At 33.8% G+C, this 23,190-nt stretch carries 22 protein-coding genes; all 22 read right to left on the bottom strand.

Annotated elements, in window-relative coordinates; translation table 11 throughout:
• Nucleotides 1-60 precede the first annotated feature (60 nt).
• The 22 genes from EKL96_RS05155 to recR all read right to left on the bottom strand — a co-directional run bounded on the left by EKL96_RS05155 (nucleotide 61) and on the right by recR (nucleotide 22,733).
• Complete coding sequence (locus tag EKL96_RS05155) at nucleotides 61-510, bottom strand: glycosyltransferase family 39 protein (protein WP_158615217.1); 450 nt, start codon at nucleotides 508-510, stop codon at nucleotides 61-63.
• Nucleotides 511-711: 201 nt separating this feature from the next.
• The gene (gene neuC / locus EKL96_RS05150) at nucleotides 712-1,833 is read right to left on the bottom strand and encodes a UDP-N-acetylglucosamine 2-epimerase (RefSeq protein ID WP_126458995.1); all 1,122 of its coding nucleotides are present in this window, start codon (nucleotides 1,831-1,833) and stop codon (nucleotides 712-714) included.
• Between the two features lie 145 nt (nucleotides 1,834-1,978).
• Nucleotides 1,979-3,022 (bottom strand): N-acetylneuraminate synthase family protein, encoded by a 1,044-nt coding sequence (locus tag EKL96_RS05145; RefSeq protein WP_126458992.1) that lies wholly within the window; start codon nucleotides 3,020-3,022, stop codon nucleotides 1,979-1,981.
• 237 nt (nucleotides 3,023-3,259) lie between these two features.
• Complete coding sequence (locus tag EKL96_RS05140) at nucleotides 3,260-3,937, bottom strand: cytidylyltransferase domain-containing protein (RefSeq protein ID WP_126458989.1); 678 nt, start codon at nucleotides 3,935-3,937, stop codon at nucleotides 3,260-3,262.
• Nucleotides 3,938-4,046: 109 nt separating this feature from the next.
• A complete protein-coding gene (locus EKL96_RS05135; protein WP_126458986.1) occupies nucleotides 4,047-4,931 on the bottom strand; it encodes a glycosyltransferase family 2 protein in 885 nt (294 codons plus the stop codon).
• A 7-nt stretch (nucleotides 4,932-4,938) separates the two neighbouring features.
• A complete protein-coding gene (locus tag EKL96_RS05130) occupies nucleotides 4,939-5,946 on the bottom strand; it encodes a glycosyltransferase family 2 protein (RefSeq protein WP_126458984.1) in 1,008 nt (335 codons plus the stop codon).
• Nucleotides 5,943-6,845, bottom strand: coding sequence for a beta-1,6-N-acetylglucosaminyltransferase (locus EKL96_RS05125; protein WP_126458981.1), 903 nt, complete (start codon nucleotides 6,843-6,845; stop codon nucleotides 5,943-5,945). The genes EKL96_RS05130 and EKL96_RS05125 overlap by 4 nt, the downstream gene beginning before the upstream one ends.
• On the bottom strand, nucleotides 6,845-7,990 hold the full coding sequence (locus tag EKL96_RS05120; protein WP_126458979.1) for a glycosyltransferase family 4 protein: 1,146 nt from the start codon (nucleotides 7,988-7,990) through the stop codon (nucleotides 6,845-6,847). Before EKL96_RS05120 ends, EKL96_RS05125 begins: the two co-directional genes overlap by 1 nt.
• Complete coding sequence (locus EKL96_RS05115; protein ID WP_126458976.1) at nucleotides 7,991-8,797, bottom strand: glycosyltransferase family 2 protein; 807 nt, start codon at nucleotides 8,795-8,797, stop codon at nucleotides 7,991-7,993.
• A gap of 23 nt (nucleotides 8,798-8,820) precedes the next feature.
• A complete protein-coding gene (locus tag EKL96_RS14560; RefSeq protein WP_126458973.1) occupies nucleotides 8,821-9,444 on the bottom strand; it encodes a CatB-related O-acetyltransferase in 624 nt (207 codons plus the stop codon).
• A 16-nt stretch (nucleotides 9,445-9,460) separates the two neighbouring features.
• Complete coding sequence (locus EKL96_RS05105; protein ID WP_126458970.1) at nucleotides 9,461-10,411, bottom strand: glycosyltransferase family 2 protein; 951 nt, start codon at nucleotides 10,409-10,411, stop codon at nucleotides 9,461-9,463.
• Nucleotides 10,408-11,313: a glycosyltransferase family A protein gene (locus tag EKL96_RS05100; RefSeq protein WP_126458967.1), complete on the bottom strand. Its 906-nt coding sequence runs from the start codon at nucleotides 11,311-11,313 to the stop codon at nucleotides 10,408-10,410. Before EKL96_RS05100 ends, EKL96_RS05105 begins: the two co-directional genes overlap by 4 nt.
• Entirely contained in the window at nucleotides 11,314-12,153 is an 840-nt protein-coding gene (locus EKL96_RS05095) for a glycosyltransferase (protein WP_126458963.1), read from the bottom strand.
• Nucleotides 12,150-12,944 carry a methyltransferase domain-containing protein gene (locus EKL96_RS05090; protein WP_158614911.1) on the bottom strand — a complete coding sequence of 265 codons (795 nt, stop codon included), beginning with the start codon at nucleotides 12,942-12,944 and terminating at the stop codon, nucleotides 12,150-12,152. Before EKL96_RS05090 ends, EKL96_RS05095 begins: the two co-directional genes overlap by 4 nt.
• A gap of 25 nt (nucleotides 12,945-12,969) precedes the next feature.
• The gene (locus EKL96_RS05085; RefSeq protein WP_126458955.1) at nucleotides 12,970-13,758 is read right to left on the bottom strand and encodes an FkbM family methyltransferase; all 789 of its coding nucleotides are present in this window, start codon (nucleotides 13,756-13,758) and stop codon (nucleotides 12,970-12,972) included.
• 63 nt (nucleotides 13,759-13,821) lie between these two features.
• Nucleotides 13,822-15,078, bottom strand: coding sequence for a polysaccharide ABC transporter ATP-binding protein (locus EKL96_RS05080; RefSeq protein WP_126458952.1), 1,257 nt, complete (start codon nucleotides 15,076-15,078; stop codon nucleotides 13,822-13,824).
• Between the two features lie 299 nt (nucleotides 15,079-15,377).
• Nucleotides 15,378-15,839: a UpxY family transcription antiterminator gene (locus EKL96_RS05075; RefSeq protein WP_126458948.1), complete on the bottom strand. Its 462-nt coding sequence runs from the start codon at nucleotides 15,837-15,839 to the stop codon at nucleotides 15,378-15,380.
• Between the two features lie 212 nt (nucleotides 15,840-16,051).
• Complete coding sequence (locus EKL96_RS05070) at nucleotides 16,052-17,443, bottom strand: nucleotide sugar dehydrogenase (RefSeq protein ID WP_126458943.1); 1,392 nt, start codon at nucleotides 17,441-17,443, stop codon at nucleotides 16,052-16,054.
• A 121-nt stretch (nucleotides 17,444-17,564) separates the two neighbouring features.
• Nucleotides 17,565-18,548 carry an SDR family oxidoreductase gene (locus tag EKL96_RS05065; protein ID WP_126458940.1) on the bottom strand — a complete coding sequence of 328 codons (984 nt, stop codon included), beginning with the start codon at nucleotides 18,546-18,548 and terminating at the stop codon, nucleotides 17,565-17,567.
• A gap of 228 nt (nucleotides 18,549-18,776) precedes the next feature.
• Nucleotides 18,777-21,233 (bottom strand): polysaccharide biosynthesis tyrosine autokinase, encoded by a 2,457-nt coding sequence (locus EKL96_RS05060; protein WP_126458937.1) that lies wholly within the window; start codon nucleotides 21,231-21,233, stop codon nucleotides 18,777-18,779.
• 15 nt (nucleotides 21,234-21,248) lie between these two features.
• The gene (locus EKL96_RS05055) at nucleotides 21,249-22,040 is read right to left on the bottom strand and encodes a polysaccharide biosynthesis/export family protein (RefSeq protein WP_126458934.1); all 792 of its coding nucleotides are present in this window, start codon (nucleotides 22,038-22,040) and stop codon (nucleotides 21,249-21,251) included.
• A 72-nt stretch (nucleotides 22,041-22,112) separates the two neighbouring features.
• Nucleotides 22,113-22,733 (bottom strand): recombination mediator RecR, encoded by a 621-nt coding sequence (gene recR, locus EKL96_RS05050; protein WP_126451855.1) that lies wholly within the window; start codon nucleotides 22,731-22,733, stop codon nucleotides 22,113-22,115.
• Between the last annotated feature and the right edge of the window lie 457 nt (nucleotides 22,734-23,190).

Here is a 23,190-nt window from a genome sequence, read left to right as displayed (position 1 = left end):
AATTTTGCGGACTTGTTTCATAGGCTAAAATTAAGATTATTTCTTAACTTAATGTGATGGCTAAGTTAGCATGTCCAGAGAATACATTCGTGCCTCTTGAGCATAATATAATACCCCAGGTGTAAACGCACTTAAGAATAAAAATAAAATTGCTAATTTTCTACTAAAATGTTTTTTTATTAGTAAATAAGACAATATTAAACCTAGCAAAGTAACAACATAACTCAGTAACCTTATTTCAAAATCGCCAGAACCAAATATTTTTCCCCAGTAAAACAATAATACATAGTACAAAGGAGGATTTCCATCTCTTGATATATATTTAGAAAACATTAAATCTAATGAAGATGTTTTTAAAGAGGCTGTTGCAGAAAAAATTTCATCCAACCATAAAGATTCTCTATCAATATTAGGTATTACAATTAACGTTGCAACAATTAAAATTAGGTAAAAAATTGTCTTGGAATTAAATAGGTAAACTATAAAGTTTTCTAACAAATTATTTTTCATAAAACACATTAATTTATAGAGGCAATTCCAAAGAATGAATCAGTTTAAGTTATGTATTGATTAGATCAATTTAAAAATAGTAGTAATAAGCACATAATAATGAAAGCAACTTAATAGTTATAACATCAAATTATTCTAACCATACCGCAACAAAATTCCGGAATCCAACGCCATCAGTGATTACTATACCTAGTTTTTTCATTAAATATCTCTAAATTGTTTTTGATGATTGATTGCCCAAATTGCATCCGTTTCTATAGACTCCAGAAACAACTGCGCACTGTTCCCTTTCCCAAAATCACTAGCCGTTGGAATGGTTTTTTGAATATCTATTAGCGCTAGTGCGTCTGTTATATTTTTTTGTTCATAATCCACGTTAATAATGTGCGCGTGAACCGCTCTGTTTTGCTGTCGTGTTCCAATATTAATAATAGGAATACCATAGCAAGGCGCTTCCCGAATTCCAGCACTACTATTCCCTATGATGTATTGTGCGTTTTTGAGCAAGGTCAGAAAATATTCAAATCGCAAAGAAGGAAATATTCGAAAACGGGTATTGTTTTCCAATCTTTTATAGGCTTCCAAAATAGTGTTAGTTCCCAAATCATTATTAGGGAAAACAACAACATAATTATGTGTATCTTCCAGTAAAGCGGCAACAAAATGATTCGCATGATGCTGCATTTCGGCAGCTTCTGTGGTAACAGGATGAAACATGGCAATGGCATACGTATCAAAAGGAATTTGATAATAAGATTGGGCAACGCTCAAATTTGGTAACGCATCCGAAAACATAACATCAATATCAGGAGATCCAATGGTAAATATAGAAGACTTTTTTTCGCCCATTTGAATCAATCTTTTGGCTGCATCAGTATTAGAAACAAAATGGATATGACTTAATTTACTGACGCTATGCCGAATTAATTCATCTACCGTTCCGGATAACTCGCCTCCTTCAATATGCGCCACTAAAATATTATTGAGCGATCCTACTATAGCACCAGCGAGTGTTTCTACGCGGTCACCATGAACTATAATCATATCCGGATTAATGGTCTTGATAAAAGCAGAGAGTCCTTCAATGGTTTTGGCCAAGGTCAAATCCATTGTAGTTTCATGGGTATGATTGATAAAAGTATGAATGTTTTTGAAGCCACAGCGTTCTATTTCCAATAGCGTATAACCATATCGCTCTAGCAAATGCATTCCGGTAACAAAAACAAAAGCTTCAAATCCTTCTTTTTCTTCAAGAATTGAAATCAACGATTTTATTTTTCCGAAATCTGCTCGGGTTCCGGTAAGAAATAGGATTTTTTTCATTATTTTTTTGTCATGTCGAGCGCAGTCGAGATACTTTTAAATCTTAAATACCGGTCGATTGCGCTCGAGGGAACTGTATTTATTTTGTAATTGTCTCTATTTTTAAGTTTTTAATTGCTATCCAAAAAAAGGCAAAATAAAGAAACTATTGTTCAAAATCATTAAAATCTAATTGCTCGTCGTTATCAATATCTCGAGTAGCGATTTTCCCAATCAAATCATTAAAATGTTTAGCCAAAATAGCTCCAGTTCCCGGACGTTTTACCCATGTATTATCCGTAGTAAATAACGCTCCTTTTTTTATTGGAGCAATCGTACAAACCGTTGCAAATGCAAAATCAATAGTTACTTGTTCTTCTAAAGCAGGCTTTTTTGTTCCACCCCGCATGTGCCACATTTCATGAGAAGAAACGATAAGTTCCCCACATGTCTGCTCATCCATGCTGCACACAATATCTGGACCGGTACGATGTGTATGATCCGTAAAATGACGTTCCAAAATACTGGCTCCTAAAGCTACAGCTCCTAAACACGCATTGTTATTCAAAGTATGATCGGACAATCCAAAAACTTTATCCGGAAAAGCTTTATGCATTTCCATCATTGCGCCGAAACGCACGAGATGAATTGGAGTTGGATATAAATTTGTAGTATGCAATAGCGCTACGGGTACGTTGTACTTATCAAAAATTGCCACCGCTTTAGTAATGCTTTCAATAGTATTCATTCCGGTACTCAAAATAACGGGCTTACCAAAAGCTGCAATATGCTCCAGCAAAGGATAATTATTACATTCTCCAGATCCTATTTTGTAAGCAGGAATATCAAATTTTTTCAGGCGTTCAGCGGCAGCACGAGAAAAAGGGGTAGAAATGAAAATCATTCCTTTGCTTTCTACATAATTTTTTAGTTCTAATTCATCGACTTCGTTCAATGAGCAACGTTCCATAATTTCATAAATAGAAACAGTAGCATTGCCCGGAATTACTTTTTTGGCTGCCCCAGTCATCTCGTCTTCCACAATATGCGTTTGATGCTTGACCACCTCAGCACCGGCTCTGTGAGCAGCATCTACCATCTCTTTGGCTATTTGCAAAGAACCTTCATGATTAATACCGATTTCAGCAATAACCAAAGGGGGATAATCAAGACCTATTTTTCTTCCTGCAATTTCAATATATGGGTTCATTTTTTTAATGAATGGTTACAAATTAAATTTTATAATAACTCCAAGACTCAATCTCGACCGAGCCTGCGTTGAGCGAGAGTCAATGAAGACAATCTCGACTGCGCTCGATTTGACAATAAAATCCTGAAGTCACTACAACTGTCACGTCGAAAGTTTGTACTGAGCGCAGTCGGAGTAAAGCCGAGACGATTTATTTCAAATTCATAGTACAACTAAATAATCAAATCATTACAACTGTCACTTCGAGCGCAGTCGAGACGCTTTATTGATTAAATACGCCGCATAATCAAAATCATCCAGCGTATCGATATCAACATTGGCAAAAATATGATTTACTTCATAAGGGATACTATTTTCAGAAACTATTTTACCCTCCAGTATCACTTTAGCTTTGGTAATGTACAACAACCCATTTTCAAAATAAAGAGGCTCTAAATCCTGACTGCGTTGCCCTATTGTGTAATTATAAGGTTCAAAACTGTTGTTGATTATTTTTCCCAATTTTTGATGATTCCTGGTTACGGTGACAAGACTGTCAGCATCATTCATGCAAAACCGTACATAGGCTTCCTGAAGCAAATTTTCTGGTCGTAACGGATTAGTGGGTTGTAACAAAACAACCGTGTCAACTGCATGAGTAATAGTCTCTAAAACATGTTGGACACTACTAATCGTTGGTTCCAAGTCTCCTGAAAAAGCATCTGGCCTGTCAATTACTGTAACTCCATACTGCAGCGCAATGTTTTTTATGGCTGCGTTATCGGTCGTTACATAGATTTCATCAATAATAGATGGATTTTTTTGGGCAAATAAAATACTGTGCACCAATAAAGGAATTCCTCCTAAAAGTAATAAATTCTTATTTGGCAACCGTTTAGAGTTTCCACGAGCAGGAATAATAGCAATCGTTTTCATTAGTAAAATTATATCCTTGTAAAAATACTTATTTTTTTGAATTTCAAATGCGCTCTGAGATTTATTACTCTTGTAGATATAAAGTCTTATCAATTTGCTTTTTAGCGTTTCAAAATTGCATCCCTTTTACTTTTCTCATTTTATCAAGTACTAATGCAGTAACTGGTTTTCTATAGGTAAGTATCCTGGGCATACTCCTAAGAACCTCAACACTAACGCTAAAAAAAATCTTAAAACAGTTAATGTCTCGTAATGCATACTTGTTGAAATTATGCCAATACAATTTCAAAATATTACCTAAAGGATACGGATAATACACTAAAAAATAATAAGTAGAATTTTTTAATTGTTTTCCAAATCTAAAATAATTTTGTCCCGCTTTCTTTCTTTCTATTAAATTAACACGGTGGTTCACTTGTATTGTGTTGGTATATATTATATCGTACCCCGCAGCTAACACTTCAATCGAAACGCATGATTCTTCTCCATAAATATCAATCCAAACCGGAAAGCCATTGGTAGCCTGATACGCCTCTTTGCGGATAGCAAATCCACAGCCTATAAATTCATTGGTAAAATATTCTTCCGCTATTGAGTTAACCTGACTTAAAGCCTCTTGATCTGAGCCAAACACACCTTTTATTTCCTGAAAAGCAACAATACCAACTATTGGATACCTTTCAAAAACACTTAGGGTTCTTGTAATAAAATCGGACTGTAAAGGATGGGCATCATCATCAAAACCTATTAAAAATTGTCCTTTGGCTTTTGGATATAGTTGATGCCTGGCAGCAGAAGCTCCTATGCTTTTTTCAGAAGAAAACCATCCAACCCAACAGAATTTTTCTTTTAATATCTTAGAATTATCAATGCAACCATCAAGAAATACCAAAACTTCATTCTCAGAAAAATCAATTATCTGAGCTAAAATATTTAACGTATATTCCAATTCAGATTTTCTATTTTTAGATACAATTAATATAGATGTTTGCATAAAGTGTTTATCGGATTAGGCTTTTTATTAATCTTATTTTACTCATGAACTTCACCTCTTTTATTATTACAAACCAGATTAAAGGATTAAATCTATTTACTGTTGATCGTTTCCAATAACTTAAAATCCTTCTGGCTAATAAATACCTAAATTTCTTTCTGTCATCAGGGTCCATCTGTAACTCTTTTAAATACAAAGTATTAAATTGAATTATCAAGAATTTAATTTTCTTAATAAAATCTGCTGAAGACAATAATTTATTTCCGTAATAATATTCATACACTTCGTCAACCGAAAGTATAATATTAAAATCAGCCCAATATCTAGAAATGATTTTTGATCGTTCTTTAATATGCTTATTTTTATTTTCAGGAGAACGATGATTACTATTTGGAAGGACTCTACATTTTAATAAAAAATTTGGTAAGTTTACGACCTTTCCTTCTTTTACTATGTGGGTCCAAAAATCCCAATCTTCACAGGTTTGAATTGTTTCATCATATCTCAAATGAGTTCTGATTAAAAATTCTGATCGAAAAACAATAGATTGATGATGAAAAGTAGCCGAAAAGAGTAAATAGTATTTGATATAGTCATTCTTGAAGGGATATTCCCAAGCGGATATAGGATTATCATTCATGTTTTTTAAACAATATCCCTGGGTTCCACACATAACTACTTCTTTGTTCCGTTCCAAATAATCAATTTGTCTTTGAAACCTTTCTGGGAATGACCAATCGTCAGCATCCATTCTGGCGATGTATTGATAAGAAGGTAATAATTTTTCAAAGCCTAAATTTAAAGTTTTGGCAATACCAAAGTTCTCGAAATTTTTTATATAAATAATTCTCTTATCACTATAACCTGATATAACTTGAATAGTATTATCTGTGGAACAATCATCGTAGATATAAAAATCAAAATCTGAATATGTTTGATTTAAAATTGAATCGATACTTTCCTGCAAATATTTTGCACAGTTATAAGTAGGCATTAAGACTGCTAGCTTTTTCATTGGCTAATCATTTTTTTTACAGCGTTAATGGTTTTTGCATTATTTTCAGGATCGAATTTTCTTGCGAATAAGAGACCTTCTTCAACACAATATAAATCTCCAACTTTCAAATATCTTGGACTGGCTTCTGCTCCGTTAAAACAAACTAAATGAGTTTTTTTATCACATACCACAAATTGATCTTGCAAATTGTAATTTAAAATCACAGTTGCAAAATACAATTCATCTGGAGCTAAAACGTATTTAAATATAGAGTTGAACTTTATGTTTTTATTACTTTTTTCAAGAATAAATCCTAACAAATCTTTAGTCAAAATCATCCACTGGCTGCTTCCATAAATTTGGAAATTTGGAAATCGATTCTTAAATCGATTTAAAGGTAACAAGAAACTAAAATGCATTTTTTTTATAACTCTGTTAGTCCAGTAATTCAGTTTAGGAAATTTTTTATATTGAAAAAAATAAAAATTTTCTAATCGAAACAAACCTCCTCCCCACCATTTATTATAAGGTAATTTCCAATAATCTAAAAATGAAGTATCTATATTGCTTTCTAAAAATTCGTGAATAGCTTCATTCCTTTTTAACGGTAAATCCTCGCTGGAAAGCATGATAAAATGATAGTCTGAATGTGTATAATGCTCGATCATAAACCTTTGCACTTCTTTCATTGTATTTAAAGTAGCTTGTACTAAACTGTAGGTCCCCCAGTCACACAACACTCTGTTTTTTACAAAATGACAGGATGAATTTTTAGTTGAATTTTCATATTCCTTTTGATTCACTTTTTTATCTAAATGAATAAAAAACAAAGATTTATTATCATCTAACAATGCTATCAAATCCTGAATTTGGCTTGGGTTCTTATGTGCTAAAATAAAGTAGACCTTAATATACATTATAAACTACTTAAAAGATAATTTAACTCATTTGCAAAGTCAACCGCTGGGTTTTCGGGAATTAAAGTTATAATTTCTTCTCTTGCCTTATTCCCTATTGCTTCCCAATTCTTTCTTTGTTGCCAAGCGCGTTCTAAGGCTTCATCCACATATTCTGGTCTTGGTGCAGCAGCAATAAAACCAGACTCATTATCCTGAACAAATTCGGCGTTTCCGCTTACATTGGTAACAATTACCAATCGCTTGCAAAGCATTGCCTCTACAACTACAATAGGTAAGCCTTCAAATCTTGAGGTTAAAATTAGACCTTGATTCATTTTCCATATTTCTTCTGTTGCCGTATGAGAATGTATCATTACATTGGTTAATTGATACATTTCAACCAAATCCTTCAAATTTTCTACATCATTCCCTTCTCCATAAAAATTTACCCACAAGTTTCTACTTTTCCACTTCGTTTCAGCTAGAACCTGAAGTAAAACATCCTGACCTTTTGCACAGAAATCATATCTTCCCACAAAAGCCAAATGAAAAATATCCAGTTTTGGGAAATCTAAATCAATTGCAAAAGACACATTATACGGGTTGCGAATAACAGCAGCATTATCCAATATGTTTCCTAACTGATTTTGAGTCACTAAAAGGTTGTCATGACTCACAAAATAATTTTTCTGGCTGTTATTAAAACCTTGAAGCATTTTTTTTCTCAAGTCTAAATTGGGCCACAATCCTTCATTTACGGCATGAGAAATTGTCACAAAGCTTAGGTTGTTTTTTAGCGCAAATAACATCAAATCTACAGCGTTGAAATTGAAGCCTTGATTCATTACTATTAAATCCGGGTTAAAATCAAGAATAAATTTATGCCGTAAATTAGAAGATTTAAATCGTTTACGGTAGGGCAAAAATCGATTCAGCATTCGTTTCCATATGGACAAGATAGAATTTGAATGTATAAAGATTTGTATTTTACTATCTTTTTCGAGCGAAAGTAACTCTTGAGGAAGTTTTAGTTTTTCATGAACGCAAACAGCTATAGAAAAACTAAATTGAGATAATTCTGCAACAGTTCTAGACCAAAGCAACTCGCTTCCACCCCAAGAAATATTTTCAGTAGTAAAGAATATTTTTTTAGAATTAATCATTTAGAAAGGCAATTTTCGTTTTACTTTTTTAAGTATCGTTTTTATTAAAAAATTAAAAGAGGGTTCCTGTTTAAGTTTTTTATTTTCGATAACACTTTCTCTAAATAGTGCTAAATGTTTTAATTCTTTTTTATTGAAAATATAATCTAACAACTCTGGTCTTTTTTGCCAAGCCTCTGACAGCATCGAATTATCTCTAACCCTATAGTCAAAAAACAGTTCATCCACATATTGAAAATTACAACCTGCATTACCCATTCGAAGCCATAAATCCCAATCTTCGAAACCCATAACAGGCATTCTTTCATCATATCCACCCAACTTTTCCCAAGTAGATTTTCTAAAGCCGGCACAAGCATCAATATAATTATTGAGTAGCATCTCCGGAAAATAAAAAGGTTTGGATTTCCAAATGCTAACTTTATTTCCAAAATTTTGAGCATTACCATGAACAACATCTATCTCTGGATTATTGTCTAAAATACTTATTGTTTGTTTAATAAATTCAGGTCTCAATTTATTATCAGCATCTAGTGGAATAATATACTTCCCTTTGGCCTGTTTAATTCCATTATTTCTTGCTTTTGCCAAGCCCATATTGCATTGATTCAGAACAAATATCGATTTATCTTGCTGCTCTATTGCTTTTAAAATTTCAATAGTAACCTGATCTATAGAACCATCATTTACAACAATAATCTCAGAATCGTCCAGTGGAAAATGACTCTTGATACTTGCAATAGCTTCATTTAGATAATTACCTAGATTGTAGCAGGTTATAATAATTGATATTTTGGGATATTGCATTATTTAACAAATTACGGTTCGATTTATTTTAATCGTGAAATCAACTCTAAATTTTCAATTATTTTATCCGACGTAAATAGTTCGAAATTTTCTCTTATAACTTTAGGAGATAAATCCCACCATTTAATTGATAACAAATTCCTTATCGTGCTTTGAGAAAAACGATATGACTTAACAACTCCTGGAACACCGACAACAATTGCATAAGCAGGAATATTTTTTAAAATAACAGCTCCAGCCCCAATGATAGCACCATCTCCTATTGTTATTCCATTTTTTATAAATACATTGGCACCAATCCATACATCATTGCCAATATGCACTTTTTTTTTTCCATAATATAAATTATCCAAAGGTTTTAAATCGAAACTACAATCAGAACTGTAAAATACAGGGGAAGTTGACAACATATTTGTTGGATGATCTCCAAAACCAATTACTGCATTTGGGCCAATTGAACAAAACTTTCCTATTTCAGTGTTATGTATAATCGAATTGTTTGCAATATAGGAGTAAATATCTATTTTCGAACTTTTAAATTCTACATTTTTAAAAAACGAGATATTATTGTTCTCATTCAAATTAATGATTTGTTTGGGTTTAAAAAAGATATTTATCTTAAGTAATATTTTTTTTATAAAATTCATCTTATAATTTATTAAACTAAAAATTATTAAATATTTTTTTAAATCTGTGATAACCTAATCCTTTAAATTTATCAAAACCAAAAGATTTATAAATCAGAATTAGAGCCCCAAAAAATATTTTATTATTTGACAAAATGCCTAATTTATTACCAAGTATATAGAATCTAATAAAATAGTTGTATTTCTTATTTTCAAAAATTAAATTATTAATGGTTTTCTTAAAACTAACTAAAAGATCCCTATCTATGTTATTTAAATGACAATTAAAAAAAACAAAAGCATTTTCTAATTCTAATTTTACTGGTCGTTTAGCAGCAAAATTATTCAATCTATAAAAACAGTCTGGCTCAGTATAATTAGAGAATTTCAATCGATATTTTTTCAATGCTCTTAAATGTAACTCTGGATCTTCAATCATCGTCATTTGCTCGTTAAATCCATCTAGTTCAACCAAAACACTCTTTTTCCATAATGGTCCAGTAATAACAAATGGATGATTACCTTTCATAAACTCTTTTTTACAAAATAAGCTTTCATTTTTCGCTATAATATTCTCATAAACAAATTCAAAATTGTTAATTGTATTATTAAAAGCCGCCATTTTAAAAATCCAAAAATCATATTCTAAATTTTGCATTGCAAACTCAATTCGATTTTCTAAACAAGTTATTGCTAATAAGTCATCCGAATCTAAAAAAATTATATAATCCCCTGTTACTTTTTCTATTCCATAGTTCCGGCAAGAAGAAGGACCTTTCTTTTTATAATCTGGTCGCAATAAATATAAAAACCTTGAATCTTTATTTAAATATTTTTGAATTACTACTAATGAATTATCCGTACTTCCATCATCTATAATAATACACTCCCAATTAAAATACGTTTGTTTCAAAACGCTATTGAGAGTTTCAGTAATAAGGTTTGCTCTATTATAAGTAGGAATAATTATAGAAACTAATGGAGTCATTTTAAAAACTTATTAATTAATATTCTTCTAAAAACTTTAGCTACTGCTACAAAAGAACCAATCTTTATATATTTTTTTACAATAAAAAACCATCTTTCTGCATTCATTTTATTCTGATCTTTTAAAATCACTTCATATCTTAATAACAGCAACAATTTAGTTTTATTGGAAAACTTATCAAATGAATTTGTAACTAACTCCGAAAAAAAAAGCAATCTAGCCCGATCCTTTTGAGGTTTATCATTTGTCTTTCCAGAAATACTTTGATCAGAAATTCTAATTACAATTTCTGCATCACTAATAGAATAAATTGGCTTATTCTCGGAAAAATCAAGCCACGCTATATCGTCACTATGCCAAGCAAGAGGATAATCTTTAAATTTATTTTTTGTGTATACTTCTCTTTCAAATATATATTCCGACAAAGAACTTCTTGTAAGCCCCTTAAACTTTCGATAATAAAAATCGGAAATGGTTTCAATTTTTGGATGTACCGTTTTATATCTTGTACTAAGCGAATCATTAAGTTTGACACTTGTCCGAAACCTAACGACATGAATTTCCTTCTTTATTATTTCTAATAAATTAGCATAAAAAGCTTCCACTACATTTACCCCCAGCACATCATCATCCCCCAAAATCATAATCCATTCTTCACTAATGGATAATGCAATACAACGTTCCCAGTGTTGTGTCAACGAAATACTGCCCAAATTATTTTCAAAACCATGATACACAAAATCAAATTTCGCTATATATTTTTCTAATAAAAACTCTGGATCTTCTGGACTAGCATCATTACCAATATAAACGTTAAACCGTTTGTCTGTCTGATTCACCAGAGACTCTAAAGTATCCTCAAAAAAAGTAATTTTATAATATGGAATGACTATTGCTAGCATTTATTTTAGCATTTGTTTCAAAAATTTAAAATGGCATCCTGTAATAGGCTTTAAAATAATTAATTGTATCCAAAGTAAGAAGGCTTGTTTTTTTAACCTGTAGTAAAGCAAACCTTTTATGAAATTTGTTCCGTTTTTAAACTCAAAATCCTTGCAGACTATTCCTTCTTCAACTTTTAAAGGGAGCAAATTCGAGTATATTTTGTGCATTATTATAGAGGTCAAATACCAATTTTTATCTAACTTTCCCAAAGAAAAATGTTCCACTACTATTGAATTAACCACTATAATACTATAACCCAGCTTGATGTACTCGAATGATATGTTCAAATCATAACAATGAAAACCCTTGGTAGATTCCTGAAAACGAAACTGTTTATCTCTTCGAGCAATCATAAAAAATCCATCTATTGCAACCACTTTTTCTATATTTTTATTCTTAAAACCTTGGTCCCAATCTTCAACATTGCCATTTCTTAAATGTTGTTTTAAATAAAGAAATTTATCCTCTTCTGGACAATCCCACCAAGCCGATGGCATCTTTGTTTTGGATTTAGCACCGGCAACCCCCAGCAACCCAAATTCTTCATTTTGGTCGAATAAATTCTTCACTAGTAGACCCCAATTTTGAGTATGCAATAAGACATCATCATGCATAAAACACAAATAATCATTCCTACTTTTTTCTATCCCTAAATTATAGGCCTCAAAAATAGAATATTTATTGTTTGAATTATCAATGACAATTAATTCATAATCACAACCAATCGTGTTTTTTATATTCTCAGATAAATTAAAAGAAATGTTTTGGGTTCGAGAACAAATAATTATTGAAATCATCGCTTAATACCTAAAATTATTTGATGATAAGGTTTTACAAAAGTCAAATTAACTACCTTAATATCAAAATACTTATAGACATTTTGCAGTAATTTGAAGTCAAAAACATGATGGTGCAAGCATCTATTTTCGTGATTAGCAAAAGACCTTTTTTTAAATTGTTCTTTAGTTCCGGCAGCTAAATCCATATTCAAATCATGTAACTCTAAAATTTCGGTTAGGTGTGTCAAATCGGTTTCATTAATCCCATTATTTAAATCATTTTCAAAATGACCAAAAGTAGAGATAGGACGATTATGATCAAATGTATATCTTTTATCCGGTAAAATAAGTAAAATAGCACCGCCTTTTTTAATAACTCTCACCCATTCTTTAACTGTTTTTAACGTGTTGGCACAATGTTCTAAACAATGGCTTGCAATAAGGAAATCATATTTGTTATCAGGTATTTCTTTAAGGTTACTCGCTTCACAAATGTATTGGTGTCCTTTTTTACTTCCTAAATAATTAAAATTTTGGCCTTCAACAATAGTACCTTCCCAAATGGTTTGAGAACTGAAATTACATCCGTCTAAACTATCTATAACCTGATAAATTGGAATTTCTTTTGAAAAAATAGCACTAGGCCCTCCTATTTCTATCCCTATTTTTCCATTAAAATATTTTAAAAAAAGATCCATTCTTTTAATAGTCCTCCCTTTGTATGGAAAAAATTTATCTTTAACAAGACACTTTATACCATAATACCCAGTTGTTACATATGTTTTCAGTAATGTTTGAATTTTTGACATTATAATAGTATACATTGAATTGCAATTATTTTGTTTTGTAGCAAAAAATATTTAGTTGTAAATCCATACCATAATTTAAATTTCTTTTGATGAAAGGATATTTAGTCGTGTAAGCTTCTTTAATATGATAACTAAATCCTGCTTTCTGAACTATTTCCAAAATTTTATGCAAATTTTGCTCTCGATCTGGCATGCTGTGGTATTCAATAAAGAGATAATCAATATTTTTCAATTCATCCTCACAGTCTTTTATCACTTCGAATTCCGCTCCTTCTATGTCAATTTTTAAAAAATCAACCTTTCGTCCTGTCAAATATTTTTTTAAACTGGTACAAACTACTTTTTTGTATTTCCCTTTTGAAGTTTCTTCTTCTATTCTTCCTCCTGCTCCTCCTTCAACAATAAATGACAAGGTATCATCGCAATTCCAAACTGCCTTATTGATTAACTCTACATCATTATATCCAAATGATTCAACGTTTTTTTCCAAAAAACCAAAAATATGCTCATCTGCTTCAAAAGCAATTATAGAAGCATTGGGATATAATTGCTTAAAATAAATGATACTCATCCCTAAATTTGCCCCACAATCTATTATACAAGGATTAGGACGACTAGCCTTAAACTTATACATTTCAAGTTGAAATAATTCCTCGTTACACAAATTAAATGATGCGATATCATGGATATATAATTTTTTTCCTAAAAATTCTTTTTCAGTAGGCACAAATCGCGCTATTGCATTTGTACCCTGTTTTTTTCCAATTAAGAAATAATAAGGTGGTTTAAAATATTTTTTTAAAATTTTAATCATTTATCTAATATTACTAAATGTTTATTACAAAAAATACAATTACAATTTATAAAAATTTTTCATCTAAAAAATAGAATCCCATTTCCCTTTTCCAAATACTTGTCCGTAATTGTATAATCCATGAATGCTCAAACTAGATTTTTCATCTAAAATCTCAAACAGACAAACTTCATTTACTTCATCAATTCTTAATTGTTGAGGGACATGTATAAACGCATTTAAAAAATACTCGCCTCTTACCAAAAATTCTGCTTCAATAGTTAATCGTATTTTTTCAGATTTAATCAGATTGGTTTCATATGAACATACTCTTTGACCATTCTTGCTGACAATTGTACAAAACATTTTGTAACGATTATTATCTTTTATTTCAAATTTTGAATTCAATTTAAAATCAATTACAATATTTTGATCATAATAAAAACGGCTTTCTAAGTTTCCTCCCTCATTATTGATATTTATTTCATCTATTACAATTTCGCTAAAGTCTTTCGAAATATCTCTTTTATAAAAAGATTCAAAATTTGAAGAAGCATTATGATATAAATCAACACTCTCCTCAATCCCCCCATCAAAAACTACCTGCCCATTCTCCAATACAATCCCCCTTGTACACAAACTCTTTACCGCCGCCATATTATGACTCACAAACAAAACCGTTCTGCCGCCAGTTCTGGAAATATCCTGCATCTTGCCAATCGCTTTCTTTTGGAACTCGGCATCGCCTACGGCCAAAACCTCATCTACAATCAAAATTTCAGGCTCCAGAAATGCGGCTACAGCAAAAGCCAGTCGAACATACATTCCGCTGCTATAGCGTTTTACGGGGGTATCAATGTAGCGTTCGCAACCGGAGAAATCAATAATTTCATCAATCTTGGAGGTTATTTCTTTTTTGGTCATCCCTAAAATAGCCCCATTGAGATAAATGTTTTCCCTGCCGGTCATTTCGCCATTAAATCCGGTTCCTACTTCGAGCAAGGAAGCCACACGGCCTCCAAACTTAATGCTTCCCGTTGTAGGTGCTGTAACACGGGATAATATTTTGAGCAAAGTAGACTTTCCTGCGCCATTCTTGCCAATAATCCCAAGAATCTCACCGCGTTCTACTTCAAAATTAATATCCTGCAATGCCCAGACATAATCACTCGTACCTTTGGTACTGCGGTCATTGGTGTCGCCAATTTTGAGATACGGATTTTCCTTACCACGCACTTGATGCCACCAGCGGTTCAAATCATGCGCCATAGTACCCGTTCCTACCTGGCCCAGTCGGTATTGCTTGGAGATGTTTTCGGCTTTTAATATAATGTCTTTCATTTTTTGGAATCTTTTTTTTAAATGGGCCTTTTAATGAGCATTAGGTTGTACTATAAACGAACTTCACTACTCACTAATTGCCGCAATTAATTACTATAAAGATTCGTCAGTTCGAGTGGAGCAGCAATTTGCGATAGAAAATTGCTGCGAAGTATCGAGAACTCTTCCGTTTTTCAGGCTTCTCGATACAATTTAGAATAGTAAAGCATTCGCATTACTCTTCTAAATTACTCGAAGTGACGGTTGAAACAGCTTATCCTTTTCTCTATTTTCTTCTCCTCACTTTGCACACTAAAAACTCATCGTTTCATTTTCAACACACATCCTAAAGATTCCAAAACCAGCACATAATGGGTATTGGTCATTTCCTGAACTGTGGCTTTTTGGTCGGCAAAAGGTCCCGATTCTAATTGTATCGTTTCCCCAATTTGATATGAGGCCACAGTGAGATCAACACAATCCGAAGTGTTGAGCCATTTCTTGATGACTTCAATTTCTTCATCACGCACAATTGCTGGTTTTCCTAACCAATACAAATAGCGGACTGCGCCAACGGATTGAAACACCAAATTCCGTTTCGAATCTTCTAATTGTACAAAAACATAGGAATTAAAAAGAGGTACTTCCACTTTTTTCTTGCGGTCAGACCATTGTCGCATTTGGGTTACCAAAGGACAGTAGCATTCCACACCTATCTTTTGTAATTGTTCTGCCACTTTTTTTTCCCATTTGGGTTTTGTATACACTACATACCAATTCATCTTTTATCTTGTATTGCCATAAAATTAATTCTCCCTATCCGAATTCAGAATACACTTTTTGAATTATTTATTTAAAAACGGTTCTCAATACACGACACTTCGAGTGCGAAGCGTAGCGAGACGTTTTGTTCTATTTCATTACTTGAAAACTACTAGCAACCCGCTGAGCACAATTAGCTTTTAAATGTTTAACCGTTTAATTGTTTAACCGCTTACGAACCTATCGCCTGATACACAAAACCAATTGCTTTTAATTCCGGGCCGTTCAGCAAATTTCTACCATCAAAAATAAAAGCGGGTTTTTGCATCGAATCATATATTTTTTGCCAGTCGTAGTGGATAAATTCATCCCACTCTGTCAGTATCGCAATAGCGTGTGCCTGCTGACAGGCTTCGTACGGGTCCAAAAAGGAACGCACACTGTTCGCATTCGCCTCTGCATTTCTGGTTTCCAAATAATTTAAATCCCCCAAGATCTTCTTGTTAGAAACTTTAGGATCATACACCGCAATTTTTGCGTGTTCATTGATCAAATCATCAGCTACATAAATTGCTGCTGATTCTCTGGTATCATTCGTATCTTTCTTGAATGCCCAACCCAAAAAAGTAATTTTCTTATCGGAAACCGTATTGTAAAGCGTTTGAACTATAGAATTGGAGAAACGTCTTTTTTGATGGTCATTCATGATAATAACTTGCTCCCAATAATCTGCAACGGCATTCAAACCATAGGATTTTGCAATGTACACTAAATTTAAAATGTCCTTTTGAAAGCAAGAACCTCCAAAACCAACGGAGGCTTTTAGAAATTTAGATCCAATCCTGCTGTCCATTCCAATCGCTTTAGCGACTTCATTGACATCGGCTCCCGTTTTCTCACACAGTTCTGACATGGCATTGATGGAAGAAATACGTTGTGCCAAAAAAGCATTGGCGGTAAGCTTAGACAATTCAGAAGACCAAACATTAGTGGTCAATATTTTAGCGGCAGGCACCCAATTCGAATAGACATCGACTAAGGCCTGAATCGCTTTTTTACCTTCCTCCGAAGGATCGCCTCCAATAAGAATCCGATCCGGATGCAACAAATCAGTAACAGCTGTTCCCTCTGCTAAAAACTCAGGATTTGACAGGATTTGAAACTGTACTCCATTCCCGGTATTATCAAGTATACTCTTAATTGCTTCTGCAGTTCGCACCGGTAGTGTCGATTTCTCCACTACTATTTTATTATCTTTGGCTACACGTGCAATTTGTCTGGCACAAAGCTCTATGTATTTTAAATCAGCCGCCATACCTTTTCCCTTACCATACGTTTTAGTGGGGGTATTCACGGAGATAAATATAATCTGGGCTTCGTCTATGGCTTTATCAACATTCGTAGAAAAAAACAAATTCCTTCCCCGAGCCTCGGCAACAATAACGTCCAATCCGGGTTCATATATAGGAATATTGGCCGTGTCGGTATCATTCCAAGCCGCAATGCGCTCTTCGTTCAAATCGACTACTGTAACTTGTATCTCCGGACATTTTTGAGCAATAACCGCCATCGTCGGACCACCAACATACCCAGCTCCAATGCAACAAATTTTTGTGATTTTCATCTATATATTTTTTTATTTTTTTTAATCCCAGTACAGACGCGATTTATCGCATCTCTACATTTCGCAATGCATCAAATCCGCAATGTAGATCCGATTTATCGCGTCTCTACGGTATACGGTATTACGATAAATTATCCCAATACCAGTGCACCGCCTCTTTCAATCCTTCTTGCATACCAAATTTTGGATTGTATCCCAGTAGGGCTTTTGCTTTATCAATACTAGCCAGGGAATGTGGAATATCACCCGCTCTGTTAGGACCATACACTACAGTAACGTTTGCAATTTCAGAATCGTATTTTGTTAAAAAATCTTTCAAATAGCCCACTAAATCATTCAACGTATTCCTATCGCCACACGCCGTGTTATACACCGTATTGATCGCTTCTGGATTTTGAGTTAACATCGCCAACTCATTCATTTGAATAACATTGTCAATATAAGTAAAATCGCGGGAATAATTCCCGTCACCATTTATTTTTGGGCTTTCGTGTTGCATGAATTGCATCACAAATTTCGGGATAACGGCTGCATAAGCGCCATTGGGATCTTGCTTCCGTCCAAAAACATTGAAATAACGCAGTCCTATGGTCTCTAAACCATAGGTTGTGCTAAAAATTTCGGCATACAATTCATTTACATATTTTGTTATTGCATACGGAGAAAGCGGCTTCCCAATAGTATTTTCTACTTTGGGCAACGCTTCTGAATCGCCGTAGGTAGAGGAACTTGCCGCATACACAAATCGCTTCACTTTTTCGTCTCTTGCTGCCACCAGCATGTTCAAAAATCCGGATACATTCACGTCATTCGTGGTCACCGGATCATTGATAGAACGGGGAACAGATCCCAAAGCCGCCTGGTGCAACACATAATCTGCGCCTTTGACTGCTTTTTGACACTCTTCCGGATTCCGAATATCGCCTTCTATCAAACGAAAATCAGGATGGTTTATGCAGTCTTTTAAATTATGCAGGTGCCCGGTGGCAAAATTATCCAGGCAAACCACCTTATAGCCTTTAGACAAAAAATGGGCACACAGATTAGAGCCTATAAATCCCGCTCCTCCAGTGATTAACACTGTTTTTTTTATATCTTCTTTCATTTGATTTTTCTGTATTAAAAAAAATAAACCACTATAAACTAAAAGTTCATAGTTTTTGTTGGCAGACTTAAAGTCTACACGGTGGTATCCCTTATTTATTTGCCACGAATTTCACAAATTATCACGAATTAATTTGTGAAAATTTGTGAAATTCGTGGTAAAAGTTTTTGAATCTAAAAAGTAAATGCCCTAAAATGCATCGTTTTAACTATATCTGTAATCAATAAATTACTTTCTGGGTCTATTAAGTATTTTCTGAGCCACTCTTTCATACATACTTTTGGGTTTGTCTTCTTCGTAATAGTCATTGGTATAGGTACCGTATCCGTAGCCATACCCATACCCCGTTCCGTATTTAGCTTTATTCTCCAGACCATTCAAAATTATACTGGCATTATTTAATTCCCCTCGTTTTATACGATTATTCAACAAGGTAATCATGTCTTTTTTAGTAAAATTCTGCCTCACAATATAAAGGGTAACATCACAATATTGTGCTAATTCTAGTGCATCTGACACTAACCCTACCGGAGGTGTATCTAATATTATATAATCGTATTTTTTCTTTAATTCTTCAATCAGCTCTCCCATTCCGTCACTCATGATCATCTCCGATGGATTGGGAGGAACCGGTCCGGAGAGAATCACATCCAGAAAAGGAATGTGGGTGTGATTTATAATTTCATCAACCGTTTTTTGCTTGATCAGGTAATTTACAATCCCGGCTTCATTAGATAAATTAAATTCAGTAGCCAGTTTTGGTTTTCTTAAATCAAGGCCAATAACAACTGTTTTTTTCTCGCTCAGGGCAAATACCGTAGCGATATTTATGGAACAAAATGTTTTTCCCTCACCACTAACGGAGGAGGTTATCATCAGTGTTTTGGCACCATCTACATTTTGTTGTTTGTACAAAAACTGGAGCGAGGACCGAATAGCTCTAAAAGATTCCGACAACGATGATTTAGGCCTGTCAAACACTGCTAAATTTGTATTTTCTTTATTGACACCGACTACGCCTATCAAAGGAATTTTTGTCAACTTACTGATGTCCTCCGTATTTTGAATCGAATTATTGACAAAAAAAATGCCAAATACAAAAATCAACGGAACAAGTATTCCCAGAAATAAGGCCAATATATAATTGACGGATGTTTTAGGGCCTATTAATCCGCCGCCAATATCCTTTGCGGGATCTATAAACTGAACATCCGATAGATTCGCTGCTTTGACAATATCCGCTTCACTTCTTTTTTGAAGAAAGGTGCTGTAAATATTATCACTCAAATCATATTTTCTTTTGATTTTAACGAGCTCTTGCTGGTCTTCCGGGAGTTGTTTTATGGTACTTTCGGTTTCATTAATTTTACTGCTCACCATCGCTAAATCATATTGCAGCGAAGCTTTTGCAGTAGCTATATTTTCTAACAGTACATTTTTGACCGCCTCCATTTGATTGTCAAAATCCTTAAATATCTTCTCGCTTTTTACGGCATAGGCCATTTCGGATCTTTGGGTAGACAAGGCGATCAATTTTGAAACATTAACTACAATATTAGGATCTTCTATTCCCGCTACAGATGGCGCTGGAAGTTTTGCATAGTTGGTGCTGTTTTTCAAATAAGTCTTTAACGAATTGTAATAGGACAGTTTACGGGTCACTTCATCTTTGGCTACATCAAATTCCAGAATCTTATCCGAGAATTTAGCACCACCCGCTTCAATATCATAAATGTTTTTATCTTTCCTAAATGTTTTTAGCTCATTCCCGGTTTCTTTGAGCTGGGATTCCATGGCAATCAGTGTACTGTCTATAAAAGCAATCGTATTGGTAGCAAACTGGTTTTTACTATCTAACTGTCTTTTGATCAGCATTTCAACAGTCGAATTCAAATATTCGACCATTCTGGCTTTATTAGTACCCTGCATTCCCAGGGTAATTATAGAACCGCCTTTATCATCTGAGCGCAAACTGATCCCTTTATATCCGGCTACTGTTCCGTCAAAATCATTAAAACGCACAAAATATTCATTTCCTTTGTAAAAACCGGGATTGTCTTTTATTTGTAATTTCCAATTCAAAAAGGGTAATGAAACAGACTCTCCTACTTTGTATCTTTTTACAAAATCACCAATTTCGACTGCTGTATTGCCATAGGAATTATTGGAGTACGTGACGACCGAGACGTTTTGATTCCCAAATGGAATTCTGATTTCATATTCATTTTCGCTTAGAAACGTAATTCCAATTAAATTTCCTGCTAACTGCCCTTTCGATTTATCAATATTTACATAGAATGGAACTGCTCCGTAGGCATCTACCATATTGTATTCGCCCTGAACTAAGTAATCAATATAATACTGCAGTTTATCTACCACTAACTCATTGTGTGATCTGGATTGCAGTGTTGTAGAGATGGATTGAACCTGATCAGAGGTACCGCCCCAATTAAAAACCAAACTGGTATTAGAAGTAAAAAGAGGGTTACTTTCCTCCTTTACGGCAATGAGGGTCTCCATGCCATATATTTTTTCTTTACGGATGTTGACCTGATAGGCAATAGTAAAAGTGATTATTAAACTCAGTAAAAACCACTTCCAATAACTTCCGATTTTCATTAAAAATCCCTTAAAATCAAAACTGACTTGATTTTCAAAAATCGAAAAATCTTTTATATCTAACATTTTCTGAATGCTGTTTTAATTTCTTAATAGTAGAAAGGTCGTTGTGGCCAAAGACAGCAACGTAATAATAGTCCCTAAGGATTCAATTCCTGTTTTCCCGGTTCCCCAGGTTTTTTGCTTGAGCGGCTTGATATAAACATAATCATTAGGTTGTAAGTAATAATAAGGCGATTGCATCACATTGATATCCGTCAAGTCCAGATCATGCATTTGAACTCCTGTTGGTGTTTTTCGCATGATGGTAACTGCTTTTCGGTCTCCTGTTATAGAGATATCTCCGGCATTTGCTATGGCTTCCATTATATTTACTTGCTCTTGAAATAATGTTTTTGTTCCCGTGCTGCCAATTTCCCCGTTGATCGTATATCTAAACCCCGATAATTTTACGGTTACAAAAATATTAGCTTCGGCATTAAAATACTCCGCTAACAATTGCTTTTCGATTCTCACTCTGATTTCGTCCAGCGTGTAACCAATAACATTTAATTCTCCTAAGACCGGAACCCTTATATTTCCGTGATCGTCTACTGTAAATCCATCAAAATACAATGCGGATTCTGATTTTCCTACCGAACCGACTTCGCTTGTAGGACTAAAAATAGCAACTAATTTAGGATCTATCGCTTTTATAGTAATACTCAACACATCATTTGTTTGCAACCGATAAGGCTTAGATCCTACCACAGCAATAGTAGATTCTTGTGCTGAGGTATCCTTTTTCTGAAGATAAATTAAATCTTTAGTAGGGATGCAGGAAAAAAGCAACACACTTATAACTAACAACAAACAGAGTACCGACTTGCTCATTTACAATATTTTTAAGCGACAAATATAACTTTTCATTTACGATTTAAAAAGCAACATTATTCATTAAACAAATTAATTATTTTTAAAAGTCTTTTCAAAAGGAACTCTTTGCAAAATACTCCTGCCCAGGGTAACTTCATCCGCATATTCCAGCTCATCACCTACTGAAATTCCTCTGGCGATTGTTGATATAATAATCCCGCAATCCCCAATTTGTTTGTAAATATAAAAATTGGTAGTATCTCCCTCCATTGTGGAGCTTAACGCAAATATAATCTCATTGACACTACCGGATTTTACTTTTTCAACTACAGTATTGATGTTCAACTGACTGGGGCCCACGCCGTCAATAGGTGAAATTTTACCGCCCAAAACATGATAAATTCCTCTGAATTGTCCTGTATTCTCGATCGCCATAACATCACGGATATCCTCCACAATACAAACAATTTGATGATTTCTGTTTTTGTTGGCACAAATTTCACACAACGCACTGTCCGATATATTATGGCAACTCGCACAATACTTTATATCCTCCCGCATTGCCACCAAGGCTTGCGCTAGAAATCCTGTTTGCTCTTTGGGCTGTTTTAATAAATGCAACACCAGTCGCAGTGCAGTTCGCTTACCAATTCCTGGCAACTGAGACATTTCATTGACTGCCCGTTCTATTAATTTTGAAGAAAATTCCATAACTGCAAATGTAGCAATTTGTTTATTTGTTTAATCGGTTATTTCTTGAATCGATTGTATACTTTAGTTATTCGATTTTAGTCCGCCGTTTTTTCTACTATTGGGCGCAATGTCATTAAGGCTGCGCTGTTTCCGCCCTCACTTCGAGTACTTTTGAATAGTAATGCGAAAGCGTTACTGATTAAAATTGTGTCGAGAAGCTATCAAAACGTTAGGATTCTTGATGCCCGGTAGAAATTTTTCCTGTCACAAATTTTTCTCACCTCGAACTGATGAAAAAAACTTAATGCCCTTTTTATCGAGTGCAGTCGATAGGCAACAAGGGTTCTCGGCTACACCCAAACTGACAAATGGAGTCGCTTGCAAAAGCCATTATATAAAAAAAGAATCCTTTTTCAACAGAAGTGCTTTGGACGTAAAGCAATACTTTTAGTAGGCGATATTAAAATAAAATCGT

This window comes from Flavobacterium sp. LS1R10 (assembly GCF_003968825.1).
GTDB lineage: Bacteria > Bacteroidota > Bacteroidia > Flavobacteriales > Flavobacteriaceae > Flavobacterium.
Note: the sequence above shows the minus strand (reverse complement) of the source record. Positions and strands in the feature narration are given on the sequence as shown.

Coding starts and splice junctions, on each gene's coding strand:
- EKL96_RS05140 (WP_126458989.1), bottom strand. CDS start 3,937: ATGAAAACGATTGCTATTATTCCTGCTCGTGGAAACTCTAAACGGTTG.
- EKL96_RS05145 (WP_126458992.1), bottom strand. CDS start 3,022: ATGAACCCATATATTGAAATTGCAGGAAGAAAAATAGGTCTTGATTAT.
- EKL96_RS05135 (WP_126458986.1), bottom strand. CDS start 4,931: ATGCAAACATCTATATTAATTGTATCTAAAAATAGAAAATCTGAATTG.
- EKL96_RS05060 (WP_126458937.1), bottom strand. CDS start 21,233: ATGTTAGATATAAAAGATTTTTCGATTTTTGAAAATCAAGTCAGTTTT.
- EKL96_RS05070 (WP_126458943.1), bottom strand. CDS start 17,443: ATGAAAATCACAAAAATTTGTTGCATTGGAGCTGGGTATGTTGGTGGT.
- EKL96_RS05065 (WP_126458940.1), bottom strand. CDS start 18,548: ATGAAAGAAGATATAAAAAAAACAGTGTTAATCACTGGAGGAGCGGGA.
- EKL96_RS05085 (WP_126458955.1), bottom strand. CDS start 13,758: ATGATTAAAATTTTAAAAAAATATTTTAAACCACCTTATTATTTCTTA.
- neuC (WP_126458995.1), bottom strand. CDS start 1,833: ATGAAAAAAATCCTATTTCTTACCGGAACCCGAGCAGATTTCGGAAAA.
- recR (WP_126451855.1), bottom strand. CDS start 22,733: ATGGAATTTTCTTCAAAATTAATAGAACGGGCAGTCAATGAAATGTCT.
- EKL96_RS05130 (WP_126458984.1), bottom strand. CDS start 5,946: ATGAAAAAGCTAGCAGTCTTAATGCCTACTTATAACTGTGCAAAATAT.
- EKL96_RS05105 (WP_126458970.1), bottom strand. CDS start 10,411: ATGACTCCATTAGTTTCTATAATTATTCCTACTTATAATAGAGCAAAC.
- EKL96_RS14560 (WP_126458973.1), bottom strand. CDS start 9,444: ATGAATTTTATAAAAAAAATATTACTTAAGATAAATATCTTTTTTAAA.
- EKL96_RS05120 (WP_126458979.1), bottom strand. CDS start 7,990: ATGATTAATTCTAAAAAAATATTCTTTACTACTGAAAATATTTCTTGG.
- EKL96_RS05095 (WP_126458963.1), bottom strand. CDS start 12,153: ATGATTTCAATAATTATTTGTTCTCGAACCCAAAACATTTCTTTTAAT.
- EKL96_RS05115 (WP_126458976.1), bottom strand. CDS start 8,797: ATGCAATATCCCAAAATATCAATTATTATAACCTGCTACAATCTAGGT.
- EKL96_RS05100 (WP_126458967.1), bottom strand. CDS start 11,313: ATGCTAGCAATAGTCATTCCATATTATAAAATTACTTTTTTTGAGGAT.
- EKL96_RS05075 (WP_126458948.1), bottom strand. CDS start 15,839: ATGAATTGGTATGTAGTGTATACAAAACCCAAATGGGAAAAAAAAGTG.
- EKL96_RS05080 (WP_126458952.1), bottom strand. CDS start 15,078: ATGAAAGACATTATATTAAAAGCCGAAAACATCTCCAAGCAATACCGA.
- EKL96_RS05155 (WP_158615217.1), bottom strand. CDS start 510: ATGAAAAATAATTTGTTAGAAAACTTTATAGTTTACCTATTTAATTCC.
- EKL96_RS05055 (WP_126458934.1), bottom strand. CDS start 22,040: ATGAGCAAGTCGGTACTCTGTTTGTTGTTAGTTATAAGTGTGTTGCTT.
- EKL96_RS05090 (WP_158614911.1), bottom strand. CDS start 12,944: ATGTCAAAAATTCAAACATTACTGAAAACATATGTAACAACTGGGTAT.
- EKL96_RS05125 (WP_126458981.1), bottom strand. CDS start 6,845: ATGTATATTAAGGTCTACTTTATTTTAGCACATAAGAACCCAAGCCAA.